Origin of the sequence: Tateyamaria sp. Alg231-49, from assembly GCF_900143535.1 — a bacterium.
Lineage (GTDB): Bacteria > Pseudomonadota > Alphaproteobacteria > Rhodobacterales > Rhodobacteraceae > Tateyamaria.
Genome location: NZ_FRFA01000010.1, coordinates 1 through 17,962 on the forward strand (window position 1 = coordinate 1; position 17,962 = coordinate 17,962).

Annotated in this window: 18 protein-coding genes; 15 read left to right on the forward strand and 3 right to left on the reverse strand. The window is 58.6% G+C overall.

All coding sequences use genetic code 11. The annotated features are described in order from the left end of the window. The 15 genes from DHN60_RS15325 to folD all read left to right on the forward strand — a co-directional run. Positions 1 to 343: integrase core domain-containing protein (locus DHN60_RS15325; protein WP_159089234.1), on the forward strand; the 343-nt coding region annotated here is incomplete at its 5' end. A 168-nt stretch (positions 344 to 511) separates the two neighbouring features. Next, on the forward strand, positions 512 to 913 hold the full coding sequence (locus DHN60_RS15330) for a YbgC/FadM family acyl-CoA thioesterase (RefSeq protein WP_255415575.1): 402 nt from the start codon (positions 512 to 514) through the stop codon (positions 911 to 913). Positions 914 to 1,012: 99 nt separating this feature from the next. Beyond that, positions 1,013 to 1,708, forward strand: a complete 696-nt coding sequence (tolQ, locus tag DHN60_RS15335) for a protein TolQ (RefSeq protein ID WP_108838215.1) — start codon at positions 1,013 to 1,015, stop codon at positions 1,706 to 1,708. A gap of 3 nt (positions 1,709 to 1,711) precedes the next feature. Next, entirely contained in the window at positions 1,712 to 2,182 is a 471-nt protein-coding gene (gene tolR / locus DHN60_RS15340) for a protein TolR (protein WP_108838216.1), read from the forward strand. A 3-nt stretch (positions 2,183 to 2,185) separates the two neighbouring features. Then, positions 2,186 to 3,268 (forward strand): energy transducer TonB, encoded by a 1,083-nt coding sequence (locus tag DHN60_RS15345; RefSeq protein WP_108838217.1) that lies wholly within the window; start codon positions 2,186 to 2,188, stop codon positions 3,266 to 3,268. After that, positions 3,268 to 4,593, forward strand: a complete 1,326-nt coding sequence (tolB, locus tag DHN60_RS15350; RefSeq protein WP_234423665.1) for a Tol-Pal system beta propeller repeat protein TolB — start codon at positions 3,268 to 3,270, stop codon at positions 4,591 to 4,593. Before DHN60_RS15345 ends, tolB begins: the two co-directional genes overlap by 1 nt. Positions 4,594 to 4,697: 104 nt before the next feature. Next, entirely contained in the window at positions 4,698 to 5,207 is a 510-nt protein-coding gene (gene pal / locus DHN60_RS15355) for a peptidoglycan-associated lipoprotein Pal (RefSeq protein WP_108838313.1), read from the forward strand. 34 nt (positions 5,208 to 5,241) lie between these two features. Next, positions 5,242 to 6,060, forward strand: a complete 819-nt coding sequence (locus DHN60_RS15360; protein ID WP_108838314.1) for a tetratricopeptide repeat protein — start codon at positions 5,242 to 5,244, stop codon at positions 6,058 to 6,060. A 3-nt stretch (positions 6,061 to 6,063) separates the two neighbouring features. Further along, complete coding sequence (gene tilS / locus DHN60_RS15365) at positions 6,064 to 7,311, forward strand: tRNA lysidine(34) synthetase TilS (RefSeq protein WP_108838219.1); 1,248 nt, start codon at positions 6,064 to 6,066, stop codon at positions 7,309 to 7,311. Between the two features lie 78 nt (positions 7,312 to 7,389). Continuing rightward, positions 7,390 to 9,309, forward strand: coding sequence for an ATP-dependent zinc metalloprotease FtsH (gene ftsH / locus DHN60_RS15370; RefSeq protein WP_108838220.1), 1,920 nt, complete (start codon positions 7,390 to 7,392; stop codon positions 9,307 to 9,309). 189 nt (positions 9,310 to 9,498) lie between these two features. After that, on the forward strand, positions 9,499 to 10,098 hold the full coding sequence (locus DHN60_RS15375; protein ID WP_108838221.1) for a sulfurase: 600 nt from the start codon (positions 9,499 to 9,501) through the stop codon (positions 10,096 to 10,098). Positions 10,099 to 10,265: 167 nt separating this feature from the next. Then, entirely contained in the window at positions 10,266 to 10,979 is a 714-nt protein-coding gene (locus DHN60_RS22325) for a Crp/Fnr family transcriptional regulator (RefSeq protein WP_159089235.1), read from the forward strand. 139 nt (positions 10,980 to 11,118) lie between these two features. Continuing rightward, positions 11,119 to 12,795 (forward strand): formate--tetrahydrofolate ligase, encoded by a 1,677-nt coding sequence (locus tag DHN60_RS15385; protein ID WP_108838222.1) that lies wholly within the window; start codon positions 11,119 to 11,121, stop codon positions 12,793 to 12,795. Positions 12,796 to 12,917: 122 nt separating this feature from the next. Then, positions 12,918 to 13,394: a hypothetical protein gene (locus DHN60_RS15390; RefSeq protein WP_234423658.1), complete on the forward strand. Its 477-nt coding sequence runs from the start codon at positions 12,918 to 12,920 to the stop codon at positions 13,392 to 13,394. A gap of 12 nt (positions 13,395 to 13,406) precedes the next feature. After that, the gene (gene folD / locus DHN60_RS15395) at positions 13,407 to 14,309 is read left to right on the forward strand and encodes a bifunctional methylenetetrahydrofolate dehydrogenase/methenyltetrahydrofolate cyclohydrolase FolD (protein ID WP_108838316.1); all 903 of its coding nucleotides are present in this window, start codon (positions 13,407 to 13,409) and stop codon (positions 14,307 to 14,309) included. 8 nt (positions 14,310 to 14,317) lie between these two features. On the opposite strand, the gene DHN60_RS15400 is transcribed toward folD, so the two are convergent. The 3 genes from DHN60_RS15400 to DHN60_RS15410 all read right to left on the reverse strand — a co-directional run bounded on the left by DHN60_RS15400 (position 14,318) and on the right by DHN60_RS15410 (position 17,920). Then, complete coding sequence (locus DHN60_RS15400; protein WP_108838223.1) at positions 14,318 to 14,725, reverse strand: PaaI family thioesterase; 408 nt, start codon at positions 14,723 to 14,725, stop codon at positions 14,318 to 14,320. After that, positions 14,722 to 15,393 carry a ligase-associated DNA damage response endonuclease PdeM gene (gene pdeM / locus DHN60_RS15405; protein ID WP_108838224.1) on the reverse strand — a complete coding sequence of 224 codons (672 nt, stop codon included), beginning with the start codon at positions 15,391 to 15,393 and terminating at the stop codon, positions 14,722 to 14,724. Before pdeM ends, DHN60_RS15400 begins: the two co-directional genes overlap by 4 nt. A gap of 88 nt (positions 15,394 to 15,481) precedes the next feature. After that, positions 15,482 to 17,920, reverse strand: coding sequence for a ligase-associated DNA damage response DEXH box helicase (locus DHN60_RS15410; RefSeq protein ID WP_108838225.1), 2,439 nt, complete (start codon positions 17,918 to 17,920; stop codon positions 15,482 to 15,484). Between the last annotated feature and the right edge of the window lie 42 nt (positions 17,921 to 17,962).

Below are 17,962 nucleotides of genomic sequence, written 5' to 3' on the forward strand. Positions count from 1 at the left end.
CTACGTCTCTGGAGAACTGGCTGAATGGTTGCAGGACAAAGGCATGAAGCACTCTCGCGGCGCTCCATATCATCCTCAAACCCAAGGCAAGATCGAAAGGTGGCATCAGACCCTGAAGAACCGCATCCTGCTAGAAAACTACTTCTTACCGGGTGATCTCGAAGCCCAGATCGAAACCTTCGTCGATCATTACAATCACCAACGCTACCATGAAAGCTTGAACAACGTCACGCCCGCCAACGTCTACTTCGGCAGGGACAAAGCCATTCTACAGGAAAGAGAAAGGATCAAACGAAAGACACTCGAAGCGCGGCGCTTGCATCACGGACAACGCGCCGCATAATGCAACCAACCAGATGAGCCAAACTCTCTCTTAGTTCAAGCCGCCATTGGTTCCAAAAACCCTGACGACGGACAAAGTGTCGCAGTCGGTCACGCAAGCGGACAAACGACCAAGAAATCGCCGGTAACATGTCGCAAACTGCTACCAAGCCAAAAAGAAAGCATATAAGTGACTGATAATCCTAAGCATTTCTTCCCCGTCACCGTCTACTACGAAGACACCGATATGGCTGGTGTGGTCTACTACGCCAACTATCTGCGCTACATCGAGCGGGCCCGTTCTGAGATCGTGGAGCAGATGGGGGTGGATCAGAATGCCATGCGGGCAAAGGATATTGTGTTTGTCGTGATCCGGGTGGAGGCAGACTATTTGTCCTCAGCACGCATGGGTGACCGCTTAGAGGTCATCACCACGCACCGTGCCGCGAGCCCCGTGCGCTGGACCTTTGATCAGGAAGTGCAGCGTGACGGCACGCCGATCTTTCGCGCACATGTCGTTGCCGTAAGCATGACAACAGGCGGAAAACCCGTCCGACTTCCTGCGGAAATCCGCGCAACTCTCAAGAAATAAGGCGCAAATGACGTCGAAGTGATAGCTTTCCCCTTTCTGCTGGGTTACGTTTGCGCGCAATAAGGTCAAAAAACCGACCGCACAAAAAAGAGCAGGCAGATGGAAGCAGAAACCTTGGCCCTGGCACAGGAGATTGATTTCTCACTGTGGGGCTTATTCGCACGTGCCACGATTGTCGTGAAGCTGGTGATGATCATGTTGATCGTCGCCTCGTTCTGGGCGTGGGGCATTATCATTCAAAAACTGATCCTGTATCGCCGCACGCGGGCAGAGGCGGCACACTTTGACCGCGCGTTCTGGTCGGGCGAGCCGCTGGATGGGCTGTTTGAACAGATAGGTCCTGACCCGAACGGGGCGGCAGAAAAGGTATTCGCCAGCGGTATGACCGAATGGCAGCGCTCTCACCGTGATGACGGCGGGCTGATTGCCGGGGCGACCTCGCGGATTGATCGCTCGATGGACGTGGCCATCGCCAAGGAAGCCGAGAGCCTTCAATCGGGTCTGACAGTCTTGGCGACCGTTGGATCATCGGCGCCCTTTATTGGCCTTTTTGGCACGGTGGTTGGGATCATGAACGCCTTTATCGAGATTGCAGAACAGCAAAACACTAACCTTGCTGTCGTCGCCCCCGGTATTGCCGAAGCGCTTCTGGCCACTGGTCTTGGCCTACTGGCCGCGATCCCGGCTGTGATCTTCTACAATAAACTGAGCGCCGACAGCGATCGGATCGTTTCGGGTTACGAGGCTTTTGCAGACGAGTTCGCGACCATTCTCAGCCGCCAGTTGGACAGTTAGGCTATGGGCGCGGGCACCATACAAAAAGACGGCGGATCGGGGCGGCGGCGGCGCGGCAAACGTTCGCTGCCTATGTCAGAGATCAACGTGACCCCCTTTGTGGACGTTATGCTGGTGTTGCTCATCATCTTCATGGTGGCAGCGCCGCTGTTGACAGTCGGCGTGCCGGTTGAATTACCCAAGACCGCCGCCGGTGCACTTCCCGCGGATCAGGAAGAACCGCTGACTGTGACCGTTACAGCAACGGGGGCTGTCCAGATCCAAACAACTGAGGTCGAACGCGAGGCCCTCGTACAGCGCCTGCGTGCCATTGCTGCGGAGCGCGACAGCGATCGCGTGTTCCTGCGCGCAGATGGCGCTGTGCCCTACGCACAGGTGATGGAAGTCATGGGCGCGCTCAATGCGGGCGGGTTTTCCAACATCGGCCTTGTGACGGATATCGGAGGGCCGGCGCTGGACGGCGAGGGGCAATAATCAGTGAACACCGGGCAGGTCATATCCGGGATCGGCCATGTGGGCCTGATCGGGTGGGTGTTGTTTGGCGGTACCTTTCAATCCGAACCCTTGCCCTTTGAAGTGACCGAGGTGTCTGTGATTTCGACGGACGCGTTCGAGGCCCTTCTGGCCTCAGGCCCAGAGCCTGACAGCGCAACTGAAGTGGCGCTGCCTGTGCAGCCGGATGTGGCGCCTGACCCAGTCGAAACACCTGCGCCCGAAGAGGCGGTGGTGACAGAGACACCAACCCCGACTGAACCACCAGAGCCAGAAGCCCTACCCGAACCACCTGCGCCTGATCCCGAACCCGAGATTACAGATGTCTCGCCCGAACAGCCTCAACCACAGGAACAGGCTGCGCTTGTGCCCGAGGTCGCACCCCGGCCCATCCCGCGCCCATCCGAGCGCATCGCGCCCGAGGCTGTAGCCCCGCCACCTGACGATGTAGCCCCCGATGAAGTCGAACAAGAGGCTGTCACCGAAGACGAAGGCGCCGATACGCAAGCCGAAGAACAAGAAGCGACAGCCCCCGAGGAAGCCGCAACCGAGATCGTGACTGAGGCCGAGGAACCATCGGGCGCGCCAGCGACTTCGATCCGTCCGCCTTCTAATCGTCCGAGCGCCCCTGTACGCAGCGCTGAACCCGCGCCCGAAACATCTGCACCCGCTGAGACCGAAGACGCAGTCAACGACGCCCTGCGCGAAGCTTTGGGCGGCGGAGAAGAGCAAATACCGACGGGGCCGCCGCTGACGTCTGGCGAGAAGGACTCGCTACGCGTCGCCGTTTCTAGCTGTTGGAACGTAGGTTCTCTGTCGACCGAGGCACTGGGGACCACTGTGGTGGTAACGGTGGATATGACACCTGACGGCAAGCCGGTGAACAGTTCGATCCGCCTTGCGTCCAGCTCAGGCGGGTCTGCCGGTGCGGCCAAACAGGCGTTTGAAGCTGCGCGGCGCGCGATTATCCGCTGCACCCGCGACGGTTATGGATTACCGGCCGAAAAATACGGTCAATGGAAAGAAATCGAGATGACGTTCAATCCCGAAAGGATGCGTATCAAATGATGTATCGTGTGCTCTGTGCGCTGGTCGGCGTGTGCCTGACCGCCCTTATCCCGACCTTGGCAATCGCCCAAAGCGGTCCCTTGCGGATCGAAATCACCGAAGGGGTGATCGAACCCTTGCCCGTCGCCGTACCCGACCTTGTGGCAGAAACCGCGGGCAGCGCCGAGATGGGCGCGCAACTTTCCCGTGTGATTGCCGCCGATCTGATCGGCACCGGACTGTTTCGCGAATTGCCAAGCAGTGCCTTCATCAGTCAGGTCACAGATTTTGGTGCACCCGTTCAGTATGCCGACTGGAAGGCGATCAATGCACAAGCGCTTGTGACGGGCGCGGTGAGCGTTCAAGGCAATCAGATCAACGTAAAATTCCGCCTCTATGATGTATTCTCCGGCGCAGAACTAGGCTCCGGGTTGCAATTCGCGGGCACGACGGATGGGTGGCGGCGCATCGCACACAAAGTGGCAGACGTCGTCTACTCGCGCATCACCGGCGAGAGCGGCTATTTTGACAGCCGTGTCGTCTATGTCAGCGAAACCGGTCCCAAAGATAACCGTCGCAAGCGGCTTGCAGTCATGGATTATGACGGTGCCAACGTGCAGTACTTGACCGGCAGCGACGACATCGTGCTGGCTCCACGTTTTTCCAAGGCTGGCGACCGGGTGCTTTATACCAGTTATGAAACCGGCTTCCCGCGTATCTATGTGCTCGACGTCGGATCGGTCCAACGACGTGTGCTTGAAAACAACCAAGGCACGATGAGCTTTGCCCCCCGCTTTGCGCCGGATGGTCAAACGGTAGTTTATTCGATCAGTCAGGGCAGCAACACAGATATTCATTCCATGAACATCAACTCGGGCGTGACACAGCGGCTGACCAATACGCCCGCCATTGAAACGGCGCCAAGCTTCAGCCCTGATGGCGCGCGCATTGTGTTTGAAAGCGACCGGTCCGGCTCGCAACAGCTTTATGTGATGTCCGCTAGCGGAGGGCAGGCCACCCGCATCTCCTTTGGCGAGGGGCGTTATGGGACGCCCGTATGGTCGCCGCGTGGCGACTTGATTGCCTTCACCAAGCAGTCCAAAGGCCGGTTCCATATCGGTGTGATGCGTGTTGACGGCAGCGAAGAACGCCTTTTGACAGCGTCCTTCTTGGATGAGGGGCCCACATGGTCGCCCAATGGCCGAGTGATTATGTTCGCCCGCGAAACCCAAGGTGCTGGTGGCCGTTCAACCTTGTACTCTGTGGACATAACGGGACGGAACCTCAGGCCCGTGCGCACCCCCGAAGGCGGTTCCGACCCGTCCTGGGGGCCATTGCAACCCTAAGGGAACACCCTTCATCCGCGCATTTTCATGTGCGCCCGTTCGTGATAAGACTGAACATAATGACCAAGAAATTTGGCGACATAACCCAAGAGAGGCCCGAGCCAATGAAACTGAAATCTTCCTTGCTGATGCTGTGTGCCGCGCTGAGCGTGGCAGCCTGTACAGACCCCAACCGCTTTGGCGGTGGTGATGATGCGCTTGCCACTGGTGCAAACGGCGCCGTCGCAGGCAGTGCGTCTGATCCATCCTCACCTGCTTATTTCAAGCAAGCGATCGGCGATCGGGTGCTGTTTGCCATCGATCAGTCCACGCTGACACCAGAAGGGCGCGCAACGCTCGATGGGCAGGCTGTCTGGTTGTTGCAAAACGCCGACTTCACCGCTGTGATTGAAGGGCATGCCGACGAACAGGGCACGCGGGAATACAACCTCGCCCTTGGTGCACGACGCGCAGATGCCGCCCGTGCCTATCTGGTGACCCAAGGGGTTCAGGCAAGCCGTCTGCAAGTCGTGAGCTACGGCAAAGAACGTCCGATTGAGATTTGCAGTGATGAGACTTGTTACGCCAAGAACCGCCGTGCGGTAACGGTGCTTGCCGGTGGGCTGAGCAGCTAAAACGGAAGCAATGACGAAAGAGGGGTGCGCGGTGATGCGGTGGATTTCAGGTCTGGTTCTGGCCGTGGGGATGTCTTTCCCGCACGGTGCAATGGCACAGGATGATGCCACGCTTGCTGACATTCGGCAGGAACTCACTGTTTTGTATGTCGAGGTACAGCGCCTCAAGCGCGAGCTTTCAACGACGGGCGGGACCGCGCCGAATGTCGGCTCAGGTGACACCTTTGACCGCATCGCAGCCATTGAAAGCGAATTGCAGCGACTGACCGGTAAAAGCGAGGAGCTGGAATTTCGCATTGGTCGCGTGATTGAGGATGGCACCAACCGGATTGGCGATCTGGAGTTTCGTCTGTGCGAGTTGGAAAGTGGCTGTGACATTGGAAGCCTTGGGGACACGCCCTCGCTAGGCGGGGGCGCTGGCGCACCTGTGACAGGGCCGGCACCGACACCGCAACCCGAAACACAACTGGCTGCAAACGAGCAAGCGGATTTCGAGCGGGCGCAAGAGGCGCTTGCTGCGCGTGACTTTCGCTCCGCCGCGGACCAGTTTGCGACCTTTAACGAGACCTACCCCGGCGGCCCCCTCGCAATAGAGGCTACGCTACGACGTGGCGAAGCGCTTGAAGGGTTGGGGGACGTGCGCGAGGGCGCGCGTGCTTATCTTGGCGCTTTTACGATGGACCAAACGGGGCCTATGGCAGCTGAGGCACTGTATCTGCTTGGCAATGCGCTTGGACGGCTTGGTCAGTCCGCTGAGGCGTGCGTGACACTGAGCGAGGTTGGCGTGCGTTTTCCCGGGGCCGCCGCGGTCTCGGAAGCTGAGGCCGCCATGCGCAACCTGAGCTGTTCCTAAAGAATGCTCGGCCCCCTGGTCGCTGGAATCGAGGCCCTTTTTTCAGGTCAGTTGCCAGAACGGATGGGGGTTGCAGTGTCCGGGGGAGGCGATTCTGTCGCACTTCTCGCGGCGCTGGTCGAGTTCACGAAGTCCAACGACATCGAACTACACGTCATCACCGTTGATCATGGCCTGCGCCCTGAAACAAAGCACGAGATTGCACTGGTCACTGACTTGTGTGCCCGATGGGACCTGCCGCACCACGTTGAATTCTGGACCGGTTGGCGGGGTGACGGAAACCTACAGGCTGCAGCGCGGAACGCGCGCTATGGTCTGATTGCAGATTGGGCCTACGGCAACCAGATCACCCATGTGGCGCTTGGGCACACGGCGGATGATCAGGCTGAAACATTTCTAATGCGTCTTGCCCGTGGGGCCGGGGTGGACGGTCTGAGCGCGATGTCTCCACGCCGTGTGCAGGATGGGATCACATGGGTGCGCCCCTTTCTGCGCCTCGAACGCTCTGCCCTGCGCACATTTTTGCGGGCCGCCCAGATCGACTGGTGCGAAGACCCCAGCAATGAGAACCGTGATTTCGAACGTATCCGGGTGCGTGATGCGTTGACGGTTTTGAGTAGCCTTGGGGTGCATGCCAATACTCTGGCGGATGTCGCTCAAAACATGTCGCGCGCGCGTGAGGCATTGGACTGGCAGACATTTTTGGCGGCGCAGGACGCTGCTACGCTTGCGTATGGGGCCATCGCCATCGAACGGGGCAAGTTTCGGATGCTGCCCGAAGAAATTGGTCGCCGCCTGATCGTGCACGCCATTACGTGGATTGCGCAAAGCGCCTACCCGCCGCGCCGCGACGCGGTCGCCCGAGTGTTGGAAGCGGTGTGTGCCGGCAGCGGCGCCACCCTTGAGGGGTGTCAGGTGTTGGTAGAACGCGATGTCATCTGGGTTTTTCGCGAACTGAACGTCTTGCAGGACGTGAGTTGCGAAGTGGGGGACATGTGGGATGATCGCTGGTTGGTCACCGGGCCAGAGGATGATCCCGATATCGAGGTGCGCGCCTTGGGGACCGAGCCGCTTTCTGACATTCCAAACTGGCGCGAATTGGGCCTTCCGCGCTCAGCCCTCGCCGTGACGCCGTCTGTGTGGTATGATGATCGCATGATTGCTGCGCCTGTCGTGCAACACGATCCAGAGTGGGTCGCGGAGCTTGACGGCGGGCAAGATGCCTTTTTTGCCGCACTATTATCGCATTGAACCTCGCGATATCCTCTCTATCTTAAGACCAACGCCGTAGGGAGCGCCCATACGGCAAGATGTATCAGGAGATTTTCCTTGGGAAACGCACGTAATATCGCCTTTTGGGTGGTTTTGTTTTTGCTGATCTTGGCTCTGTTCAACCTGTTTGGTGGGTCGGGCAACACACTTCAAAGCCGTGAAGTCAGCTATTCCGAGTTTGTAAGTGCGGTTGAGGACGGATCTGTCAGCAACGTCACATTGGACGGTGAGCAAGTACGGTTCCGCCGTGGCGCCGAAGACTTCGTCACGATCAAACCCGAAGATGCCGCCGTCACCGACCTGTTGATCGAAAACAGCATACCGGTACGTGCCGAACAGCAACAACAGTCTGGCTTTCAGACATTCCTTGTTTCGCTGTTGCCCTTCCTGCTGCTGATCGGTGTCTGGGTCTATTTCATGAACCGGATGCAGGGTGGCGGCAAAGGTGGCGCCATGGGCTTTGGGAAATCCAAGGCAAAGATGCTGACGGAAAAGCATGGGCGCGTGACGTTTGACGACGTTGCCGGCATTGACGAGGCCAAGGAAGAGCTTGAAGAAATCGTTGAGTTTCTGCGCAACCCGCAGAAATTCTCGCGCCTTGGCGGCAAGATCCCAAAAGGTGCTTTGCTTGTCGGCCCTCCGGGTACTGGTAAGACACTGCTTGCGCGCGCGATTGCGGGCGAGGCGGGCGTGCCTTTCTTCACTATCTCCGGCTCTGACTTTGTAGAAATGTTTGTCGGCGTGGGGGCATCCCGCGTGCGCGACATGTTCGAGCAAGCCAAGAAAAACGCGCCCTGCATCGTGTTCATCGACGAAATTGACGCTGTTGGTCGCCATCGTGGCGCGGGCTATGGCGGCGGCAATGACGAACGTGAGCAGACACTCAACCAATTGCTGGTGGAAATGGACGGTTTTGAGGCCAACGAAGGCGTGATCATCATCGCGGCCACCAACCGTAAGGATGTGTTGGACCCCGCGCTTTTGCGCCCGGGCCGCTTTGACCGTCAGGTGACCGTTGGCAATCCCGACATCAAGGGCCGCGAAAAGATCTTGGGCGTACATGCGCGCAAGACGCCACTCGGACCTGACGTTGATCTGCGCATTATCGCGCGCGGTACCCCCGGGTTCTCGGGGGCGGACCTTGCGAACTTGGTGAACGAAGCAGCATTGATGGCCGCGCGTATTGGGCGTCGTTTCGTAACAATGATCGATTTCGAGAGCGCGAAAGACAAAGTGATGATGGGCCCCGAACGGCGCTCCATGGTCATGACGGCCGCGCAAAAAGAGATGACGGCTTATCACGAGGCGGGTCACGCCTTGGTTGGTATGAAGCTGCCCAAGTGTGATCCGGTCTACAAGGCGACGATCATTCCGCGTGGGGGTGCCTTGGGCATGGTGATGAGCCTGCCCGAAATTGATCGCCTCAACATGTTCAAGGACGAATGCCACCAGCGTCTCGCTATGACGATGGCGGGCAAGGCAGCCGAGATTCACAAGTATGGACCCGACTCCGTTTCGAACGGCCCTGCCGGCGACATCATGCAAGCCAGTGGATTGGCGCGTGCGATGGTGTTGCAATGGGGCATGTCGGACAAGGTAGGTAACATCGACTATTCCGAAGCGGCCCAAGGCTATCAAGGCAACACAGCTGGCTTTTCGGTTTCGGCCAACACCAAGGAAACGGTCGAACAAGAAGTTCAGAAGTTCATTCAGGACGGCTATGACTGGGCGCTGAAGATCATCACTGAGAACGAGGAAGAATTTGAGCGTCTGGCCCAAGGCCTGCTCGAGTACGAAACCCTCACGGGCGAAGAGATCGAGCGTGTGATGCGCGGCGAACCACCCCATAGCCCGGACGATGAAGATGGTGGATCGAAGGTCGAAGAGGAAAAACCGAGCCTGACGGCAATCCCAAAGGCCAAAAAGAAATCTGGCCCCTCTGGTGATGGCGGGATGGAGCCTGAGCCAAGCACCTGAACCGATTGACCAAGACTGAAGAATAGCCCGCCGGTTCCGGCGGGCTTTTTTATTGGGCAATTGCTCAGGCCAAGGCGTAGAAGCACGGCTTTGATGCATCACGGGCTTTGAAGTACTGCTCACAATTTGTCATTGGTGTCTGGCGCACTGATCGACATAGAAATGCGCTCAACATGAAGGAGAGCCAGAATGCCTGCCCTCAAACCGACGTCCTTTTCAGCGCGCATTACGTGGCTTGGTCGCGTCACCGGCCAAGGGGACACGTTGCGCGCAACGCCGTTCGAGACTGTCGAGGCTACGCTAGACGGCTTTCCCGGAGAAACACATGGCGGGCCGACGCGTCCGGCGTGCACACGGGTCAAAACGCAGTACGCGCGCGGCACAGAGATCCGTAACGTCCGCCAGCTCACCATCCTGAGCGCAGAAGAAATGGCAGAAATCGCGGCCAAGATGGAGATGGAGACAATCGATCCGGCGTGGCTGGGTGCCTCGATGATCATTGAGGGCATCCCGGATTTTTCCCACGTCCCGCCGTCATCGCGGCTGATGGCACCCTCCGGTGCCGGCATCACCATCGATATGGAAAACCGCCCCTGTATCTTCCCCGGTCGCGAAATTGAAAAAGAGGCCGAGGGGTTCGGCAAACGCTTCAAACCCGCAGCGACTGGATTGCGCGGCGTAACCGCGTGGATGGAGTACGGAGGGCAGCTTTCGGTGGGCGACACTTTGGTGCTGCATGTCCCCGATCAGCCCCTATGGGCCCATCAGGCGGACATTCAGGCTGGATAGAGCGGTGCACACCACGGTTGCGCCCTTCGCTGGGGCCGACTGTACGGGATGCACAACTCTCGCGCCGCGATTTCCATCGCAGCGATTTACCTGATCAGAATGCTTGCTTTTGCGCGCAGACCTCTGGCAGGTTCCGCGCTATTGAATGTGTCTAAGGATTTCGCGGCATGCTCGATTACTACCAAATCGCCGGATATGGCGGTGTCGCCTTTTATTTGGGTTCCTACGGGCTGCTGCAATTGGGCTTGCTCAAGGGCTCCAGCTATACCTACGCAGCTCTAAACCTGATGGCCGCCGCCCTTGTGCTCGTTTCGCTGTTTCGCGATTGGAATATGTTTTCCGCTATCGTCCAGATCAGTTGGATTACGCTGTCCATCGCCGGGATCGCGCGCGTTTGGTTCCTGACGAACATGCTGCGTTTCAACGCCGAAGAACAAAAGCTCTTGACGAACCACTTTCCGACGTTGCGTCCGATCGAAGCAAAGAAACTGTTGGATACCGGTACCTGGCGGGACGGAGAAATTGGCGAACTGTTGACCCAGCAGGGTATGCCGGTCGACGCACTTACCTATCTGGTAAGCGGCGGAGTGGACGTGGATGTGGGTGGTCAAATCATCGCTCAGGTGGGACCGGGACAGTTTATCGGCGAAATGGCTTGCATGACCAGCGGCCCTGCCAGCGCGTCTGTCCGGCTCAACCAACCCACCCGCTACTTCAGTGCCTCGTCCGATGCATTGCGCCGTCTGGTCAAGCGTAACCCAGACATCTCGCCCCACCTTGATCTGGCTTTTTCGGGCAATATTCGCAGCAAACTGGTGGCGACAAATTCAGTTCTTGAAAAGACGATGAAGGCGCGCGAGTCGGTTCCTGCAGCGGACTGATCGTTTCCGAAACGAAACGATGATGCGCATGCTGGCCGCTCTGTCGCGCTGAAATGTCGGAATCGCACGCATCAGGTATGGGCATGCGCTTGTATGCAGTTCACGACAGACCTGCTCATTTGACTTGCCGAGGATCATCATGGCCTACAAATCTGACATCGAAATTGCGCGCGAAGCGCAAAAGAAACCGATCCAAGAGATCGGGGCCAAGATTGGCATCGAAAGCGCCGACCTGCTGCCCTACGGCCACGACAAGGCCAAGGTCAGCCAGTCCTTTATCAACTCAGTGCAGGACCGCGAAGACGGCAAGCTGATCCTCGTGACAGCCATCAACCCGACCCCGGCCGGCGAGGGTAAGACCACGACGACAGTGGGTCTGGGCGACGGTCTGAACCGCATCGGCAAGAAGGCGATGGTGTGTATCCGCGAAGCCTCGCTGGGCCCAAACTTCGGGATGAAAGGCGGCGCCGCCGGTGGTGGTTACGCCCAGATCGTGCCGATGGAAGAGATGAACCTGCATTTCACAGGCGACTTTCATGCGATCACTTCGGCACACTCCCTGCTGAGCGCGATGATCGACAACCACATCTATTGGGGCAACGAGCTTGAGATAGATGTGCGCCGCGTCGTGTGGCGTCGCGTTGTGGACATGAACGACCGCGCGCTGCGTCAGATTACTGCGTCTCTCGGCGGTGTGGCAAACGGCTTCCCACGTGAAGCTGGATTTGACATAACGGTGGCGTCCGAAGTCATGGCGATCCTGTGTCTGGCCAAGGACCTTTCGGATCTGCAAAAACGTTTGGGTGACATGATCGTGGCCTACCGCCGCGACCGCAGCCCGGTGTTCTGCCGCGACATTAAGGCGGACGGCGCGATGACTGTCTTGCTCAAGGACGCGATGCAGCCAAATATCGTGCAGACGCTGGAAAACAATCCTGCCTTTGTTCACGGTGGCCCATTCGCAAACATCGCGCACGGCTGTAATTCCGTGATCGCGACTACGACAGCGCTGAAACTGACGGACTACGTCGTGACCGAAGCAGGATTTGGTGCTGACCTCGGCGCTGAGAAATTCATGAACATCAAGTGTCGCAAGGCCGGATTGTCCCCGTCAGTTGTCGTCTGCGTCGCCACTGTGCGCGCAATGAAGATGAATGGCGGCGTGGCCAAGGCGGATCTCGGCGCTGAAAACGTCGACGCGGTAAAGGCAGGTTGCCCGAACCTTGGACGTCACATCGAAAACCTCAAATCCTTCGGTGTGCCGGTTGTCGTCGCCATCAACCACTTCGTCACAGACACAGACGCCGAAGTGCAGGCGGTTAAAAACTTCGTGGCTGAACAGGGGGCCGAAGCCATCCTGTCGCGCCATTGGGAATTAGGGTCCGAAGGGTCCGCAGACCTCGCGACCAAAGTGGCCGAACTCGCCGATGCGGGCACAGCCAACTTTGCGCCGATTTATCCGGATGACATGTCTCTGGCCGATAAAATCCAGACCATCGCAAAGCGGATCTACCGCGCAGACGAAGCCCTTATGGATCAAAAGATCCGCGATCAGCTGAAGCTGTGGGAACAGCAGGGTTATGGACACCTGCCTGTCTGTATGGCGAAAACGCAGTACTCGTTCTCGACCGACCCAACTTTGCGCGGTGCGCCCACAGGGTTCTCGGTTCCGGTGCGTGAAGTGCGTTTGTCCGCTGGGGCCGGGTTTATCGTTGCCGTGTGTGGAGAGATCATGACGATGCCGGGCCTGCCCCGTGTGCCGTCTGCCGAAAACATCCACCTCAACGACGCAGGCCAGATCGAAGGTCTGTTCTGAACCAGGGCGGGCGCAACGCCCGCCTCACGGCCCTGTCACGATTTGGGGACAGGGCACCAAGTGAATTGACCCGGTGTCCTGCTCGCTTCAGCCTGAGCGGGACCTAACCGGAGGAAAGACAGATGATGATCCGAACACTTGCTGCCATGGCACTGGCAATGGCTGCCACGATGGCAGGGGCCAATGAACGCTACGAGGGCTATTACTATCCCGAGATTACGTCGTCTGAAGTGTTCACACGTGTCATTCGTGAGGGCCCACCATCCAGCAAGGATGTGCGCGTCGGCTTTATTACCAATCTGACGGCATCGCAGTTGGCGGCGCCCGAAAGCCCCCGATTTGTGTTCTTTGCCAAGGGTTCGGATTCCAAACATCTCAATGTGGTCGCTCTGGACGACGATGTGTTTTCGACCATCTACCGGGCCCGTGCAGTGTTGGCGCAAATGACGTCCAACATGCGCAACAACGAATTTTTCCGCCAACAGGATCTTGAGACTGTGGCGACCTTTTATGACCTTTTGCAAATCATGGAATTCGAAACGCTGGTGATCAGCGATGGCGAAACATGGGCACATCAGGTCACCTTTGAACGAAACTAGAAAGGGATGCAGATGGACGCGACGATCATTGACGGAAAGGCCTTTGCCGCCACGGTGCGCGCAAAAGTGGCCGAACATGTCACTGCACTAAAAAGCGCACATGGGATCACACCCGGCCTTGCCGTAGTGCTGGTGGGTGAGGACCCAGCCAGTCAGGTCTATGTCCGCTCAAAAGGCAAGATGACCGTCGAAGTCGGCATGAACAGCATCGAACACAAGCTGGACGTCGACACGTCAGAGGCCGATTTGCTGGCCCTGATTGCTGATCTGAATGCTGATCCGTCCATTCACGGTATTCTGGTGCAACTACCTTTGCCCAAGCACCTGAACGAAGATCTCGTCATCAACTCCATCGACCCTGCCAAGGATGTGGATGGGTTCCATATCTCTAATGTGGGGCTGCTCGGGACGGGCCAGAAGTCGATGGTGCCCTGTACGCCTTTGGGCTGTTTGATGATGTTGCGCGACCATCATGGCAGCCTGTCTGGGTTGAACGCAGTCGTCGTTGGCCGGTCCAACATCGTGGGTAAACCGATGGCGCAACTTCTTTTGGGCGACAGCTGTACTGTCACCATTGCCCATTCGCGGACTAAGGACATTCAAGAGGTGACGCGCGGCGCAGATATTGTGGTGGCCGCAGTTGGCCGGCCTGAAATGGTCACCGGGGAATGGATTAAACCGGGCGCGACTGTCATCGACGTCGGCATCAACCGCATCGACGCACCTGAAAAGGGTGAGGGCAAGACCCGTTTGGTTGGCGATAGCCACTTTGAGAGTTGCTCTGCTGTGGCCGGTGCGATCACCCCCGTGCCGGGTGGCGTCGGCCCGATGACCATCGCCTGCCTGTTGGCCAACACCGTGACGGCGTGCTGTCGCGCCAATGGCTTGCCCGAGCCCGAAGGGCTGACGGCCTAGACAAGTTATCAGGCGCGGACAGGTACCATGGTGCCCTGTAGAACGGCGACTAGGGTTTCGACGCTATCGGTGACGGCGAACACCTCTGAACTGACAACAATCAGACGGCGGCCGGGTTTGATGACCCGGCCTTTTGCGATCAGGCGCTCTCCGGTTGCCGGGGCGGTCAGGTTGATCTTGATTTCGGCCGTGACGACCTCTTGATCCTCGGGGATTGTGGTGAGGGCCGCATAGCCTGCCGCACTGTCCCCAAGACCAAAGGTCAGGGCCGCGTGGGCAAATCCCTGCTGTTGGCGACTGCCGGGCAGGATTGGCGCGGACAGGGTTACATGGCCCTGCGTGACGGCATCCAGAGTCGCCCCAAAGGTTTGCATCATGGATTGGCGGGCAAAGCTGGCGGCAATCCGATCATTCATATCGCACCTCTTGGCATTGGTATTTGCACGGGGCGTGGTCCGGTCAGGATGGCCGTCGCATCACAGCGCATCAAGTTGGTTAAAGCATTGTCATGGCTGCGCAAACCGCCAGTGTAGGTGCCATATGCGGGCATTATGATGCGGTCCGCGTCAATCAGAAAAGCGGGCCTTGTGATCGCCCGCCCACGGGTGGGCAGTGTCGCCTTGGGATGGTAATGGCCCGAGATTTCGCCGCGCGCGCCTGCTTGAGCGATATGGCGAAAGACGAGTGGCTCTTCGGTCAGTTCGCCCAAATGGGTGCCGCCAAATTCGATGGGTCCGGGATCGTGGTTGCCTTCGATCCAAACCCAGTGCCGACCTGCCTGAAGGCGGGTGATCCACAGCCTGTCTTCCTCGGACAGGGCGCGGGCTGCGCTCAGATCATCAAAGCTGTCGCCAAGACAGATGACAGTGCGTGCCTGTGTGTGATCAAGGTCGGCGGCCAGCCGGGTCAGCGTATCGCGTGTCTCGTAAGGTGGCAGTTGCGCACCGCCACGACGCGCGATGCGCTCAGATTTGCCGAAGTGCAGGTCTGAAACGCAAAGCAAGGATTGCGCTGGCCAGAACAGCGCGCCGGACCCCAAGGCCTTGAGCGCGGTTCCCGCAAAGGCGACATCATGCATGTTCATACTTTGTTCATAAACATGCGGCAGTGGCGCATCAAGATGCGACTTACGACTTGGAGCGTTCCGGAAAAGGGGTTGAGTCTCAGGCCAATCAGAAGGGAGCGCGCCACGCCCGTTTGGGTGGATCTGGCACAAGGCCTGCGCTGTTCATCAAGCGCTCTGCTTCTTCAGCCAGCAGTTTTTCCTCTGCCAGCCCCTTGATGGGCACTCGGCCAACCTCGAGGAACAGGGGCGCAGCCAGCGGCGTGACGCGGTCATGCTCGATCAGATCAATTCGATCCCCGATACGGGCGCACATTTCCTCGATCCGGCCAAAATCGACGAGACCCCGCAAGGCTTCTTGTCGCGTGATGTCCAGCATCAGGTGATCGGGGTCGTACTTTGCCAGCGTATCGTAAAGGATGTCTGAACTGAACGTTGCCTGCCGTCCGGTCTTGCGCGCAGACGGAAGGTTACGCTCGATCAACCCGGCGATTGTGGCCGAGGCGCGAAAGGTGCGTTTCATGACCGCGTTGCCCGCCAGCCAGCGTTCCAGCCCGTCACGCAGGCCTTCGATTTCGAAAAGGGGTGCAGGGTCTGTGATCGGATCAAGCCCCCAAATCAACGTCGCGTAATCCGTGGCCAGAAAGCCGAGCGGATTGAGGCCTGTTTCCTCCATCCGTTTGGTCAGCAAAAGGCCCAGCGTTTGCATGGCGTTACGCCCAGCAAAGCCATAGACGGCCGTATGCGCGCGCCCATCATGCGGAAAACTCTCGATCAAAAGGCGGCCCGGTTCAGGCAGGCGCGAAACTTTGCGCTGAAGCGCAAGCCATTCGGATGTGTGCGGGGGCAGGTCTGGCCATGCATCGCGTTGAAACATCTCGATGATGCGGTGGCTGAGTTGCGTTGAGGTGGCGAACTTTGTGCCCATAAAGGTCGCGATCTTGGGTTTTTTGGCCGCATCGCGCGTCACTTGCACCGTCATTTCGCGCAAGGAGTCATAGCGCACAATCTGACCGCCAATCAGGAAGGTGTCGCCGGGTGTGAGGGTGGCGGCAAACCCTTCCTCTATCTCGCCCAAAGGCTTGCCGCCCCGTCCTTTGAACCGGACTTTGAGCGTGTCGGTGTCCTGAATGGTACCGATATTCATACGAATCCGTTGGCCAGCGCGCGGGTCGCGCAGTTGCCACAGACCATCGGCGCGCTGTTGCAGTCGCTTCCACTGATCATAGGCGCGCAGTGCGTAGCCTCCCGTGGCGCAGAAATCGAGGCAGGCGTCAAATTCTTCTTTGGTCAGAGTGCTATAGGCGCCGGTTGTCGCCACTTCACCATAAAGAGCGTCGGCGTCAAAGGGGCCTGCCGCTGCAACAATCAGGATGTGCTGGCAGAGCACGTCACGTGGGCCGGGGCCGCGAGGGTCGCCGTCAAGTGCGCCTTCCTTGACCGCTTCGAGGGCGGCGACGCATTCGACCACCTCGAACCGGTTTGCAGGGACCAGTAGCGCCTTGGAGGGGGCATTGTAGCGGTGATTGGCGCGCCCGATCCGCTGCACCAGCCGTTTGACGTTTTTGGGGGCGCCGATCTGGATGATCAGATCCACGTCGCCCCAGTCAATGCCCAAATCAAGCGTGCCGGTGCACACAATGGCCTTAAGGTCGCCTGCGACCATGGCCTGTTCGACCTTTTCGCGCTGCCCACGATCAAGGCTGCCGTGGTGGATGCCGATGGGTAGCCCTTCGTCATTGGCGAGCCAGATGTTGTGAAAGTAAAGTTCGGCCTGTGCTCGTGTGTTGTGAAAAATTAGTGTAGTTTTATGAGCCTTTACCTGCTCCAACACAGCAGGGATGGCGTATTTTGCGCCGCCTCCAGCCCAAGGGGGGGCTTCCTCAGTCACAAGCATTTGGATGTCCGGAGCCGGGCCGGGGTCAGCATTGATGATCTGACAAGGATCCGGGTGGCGCGCCAGCAAGTGGGCGATGGCGTCAGGGTTTTCTACTGTGGCCGACAGACCAACACGGCGCAGGTCGGGACACATCGCTTGCAGGCGCGACAGGGCGAGGAACATCTGATCACCCCGCTTGCTTTCCGCGAGGGCGTGGATTTCGTCGACGATCACGCGTTTGAGGCCAGCGAACATGCGTGGTGCGTCTTCGTAGCTGGTTAAAAGAGCAAGGCTTTCCGGAGTTGTCAGAAGGATGTGGGGTGGATCGGCGCGTTGCCGTTTCTTTTGGGTTTGGCTGGTATCGCCGGTACGGTCTTCGATGCGAATGGGCAGGTCCATCTCGGCCACGGGCGTGCGCAGGTTGCGTTTGATGTCTGCGGCCAAGGCCTTAAGCGGCGAGATGTAGAGCGTGTGCAAACCCTCGTGCGTGCCGTCGCTGAGTTCTGCCAGTGTCGGCAGGAAACCGGCCAGTGTTTTGCCCCCGCCCGTCGGGGCAATTAGCAGCAGGGCTGGGTCTTGCGCGCGCGACAGCATCTGTTGCTGGTGTGGGTGGATGGACCACCCTTTGGAGGCGAACCAGCTTGAGAAGATGTCGGGCAATGTGGTCATGTAGTGACATCTAGCAGGTGGTAGATTGGGGGCCAGCCCCCC

Excerpts from the sequence above, each read along its gene's own strand:
- DHN60_RS22325 (WP_159089235.1), top strand. The coding sequence starts at position 10,266 with ATGCTCGATTACTACCAAATCGCCGGATATGGCGGTGTCGCCTTTTAT.
- tilS (WP_108838219.1), top strand. The coding sequence starts at position 6,064 with ATGCTCGGCCCCCTGGTCGCTGGAATCGAGGCCCTTTTTTCAGGTCAG.
- tolQ (WP_108838215.1), top strand. The coding sequence starts at position 1,013 with ATGGAAGCAGAAACCTTGGCCCTGGCACAGGAGATTGATTTCTCACTG.
- DHN60_RS15390 (WP_234423658.1), top strand. The coding sequence starts at position 12,918 with ATGATGATCCGAACACTTGCTGCCATGGCACTGGCAATGGCTGCCACG.
- tolB (WP_234423665.1), top strand. The coding sequence starts at position 3,268 with ATGTATCGTGTGCTCTGTGCGCTGGTCGGCGTGTGCCTGACCGCCCTT.
- DHN60_RS15400 (WP_108838223.1), bottom strand. The coding sequence starts at position 14,725 with ATGAATGATCGGATTGCCGCCAGCTTTGCCCGCCAATCCATGATGCAA.
- DHN60_RS15385 (WP_108838222.1), top strand. The coding sequence starts at position 11,119 with ATGGCCTACAAATCTGACATCGAAATTGCGCGCGAAGCGCAAAAGAAA.
- DHN60_RS15360 (WP_108838314.1), top strand. The coding sequence starts at position 5,242 with ATGCGGTGGATTTCAGGTCTGGTTCTGGCCGTGGGGATGTCTTTCCCG.
- tolR (WP_108838216.1), top strand. The coding sequence starts at position 1,712 with ATGGGCGCGGGCACCATACAAAAAGACGGCGGATCGGGGCGGCGGCGG.
- pal (WP_108838313.1), top strand. The coding sequence starts at position 4,698 with ATGAAACTGAAATCTTCCTTGCTGATGCTGTGTGCCGCGCTGAGCGTG.
- DHN60_RS15410 (WP_108838225.1), bottom strand. The coding sequence starts at position 17,920 with ATGACCACATTGCCCGACATCTTCTCAAGCTGGTTCGCCTCCAAAGGG.
- folD (WP_108838316.1), top strand. The coding sequence starts at position 13,407 with ATGGACGCGACGATCATTGACGGAAAGGCCTTTGCCGCCACGGTGCGC.
- DHN60_RS15375 (WP_108838221.1), top strand. The coding sequence starts at position 9,499 with ATGCCTGCCCTCAAACCGACGTCCTTTTCAGCGCGCATTACGTGGCTT.
- pdeM (WP_108838224.1), bottom strand. The coding sequence starts at position 15,393 with ATGAACATGCATGATGTCGCCTTTGCGGGAACCGCGCTCAAGGCCTTG.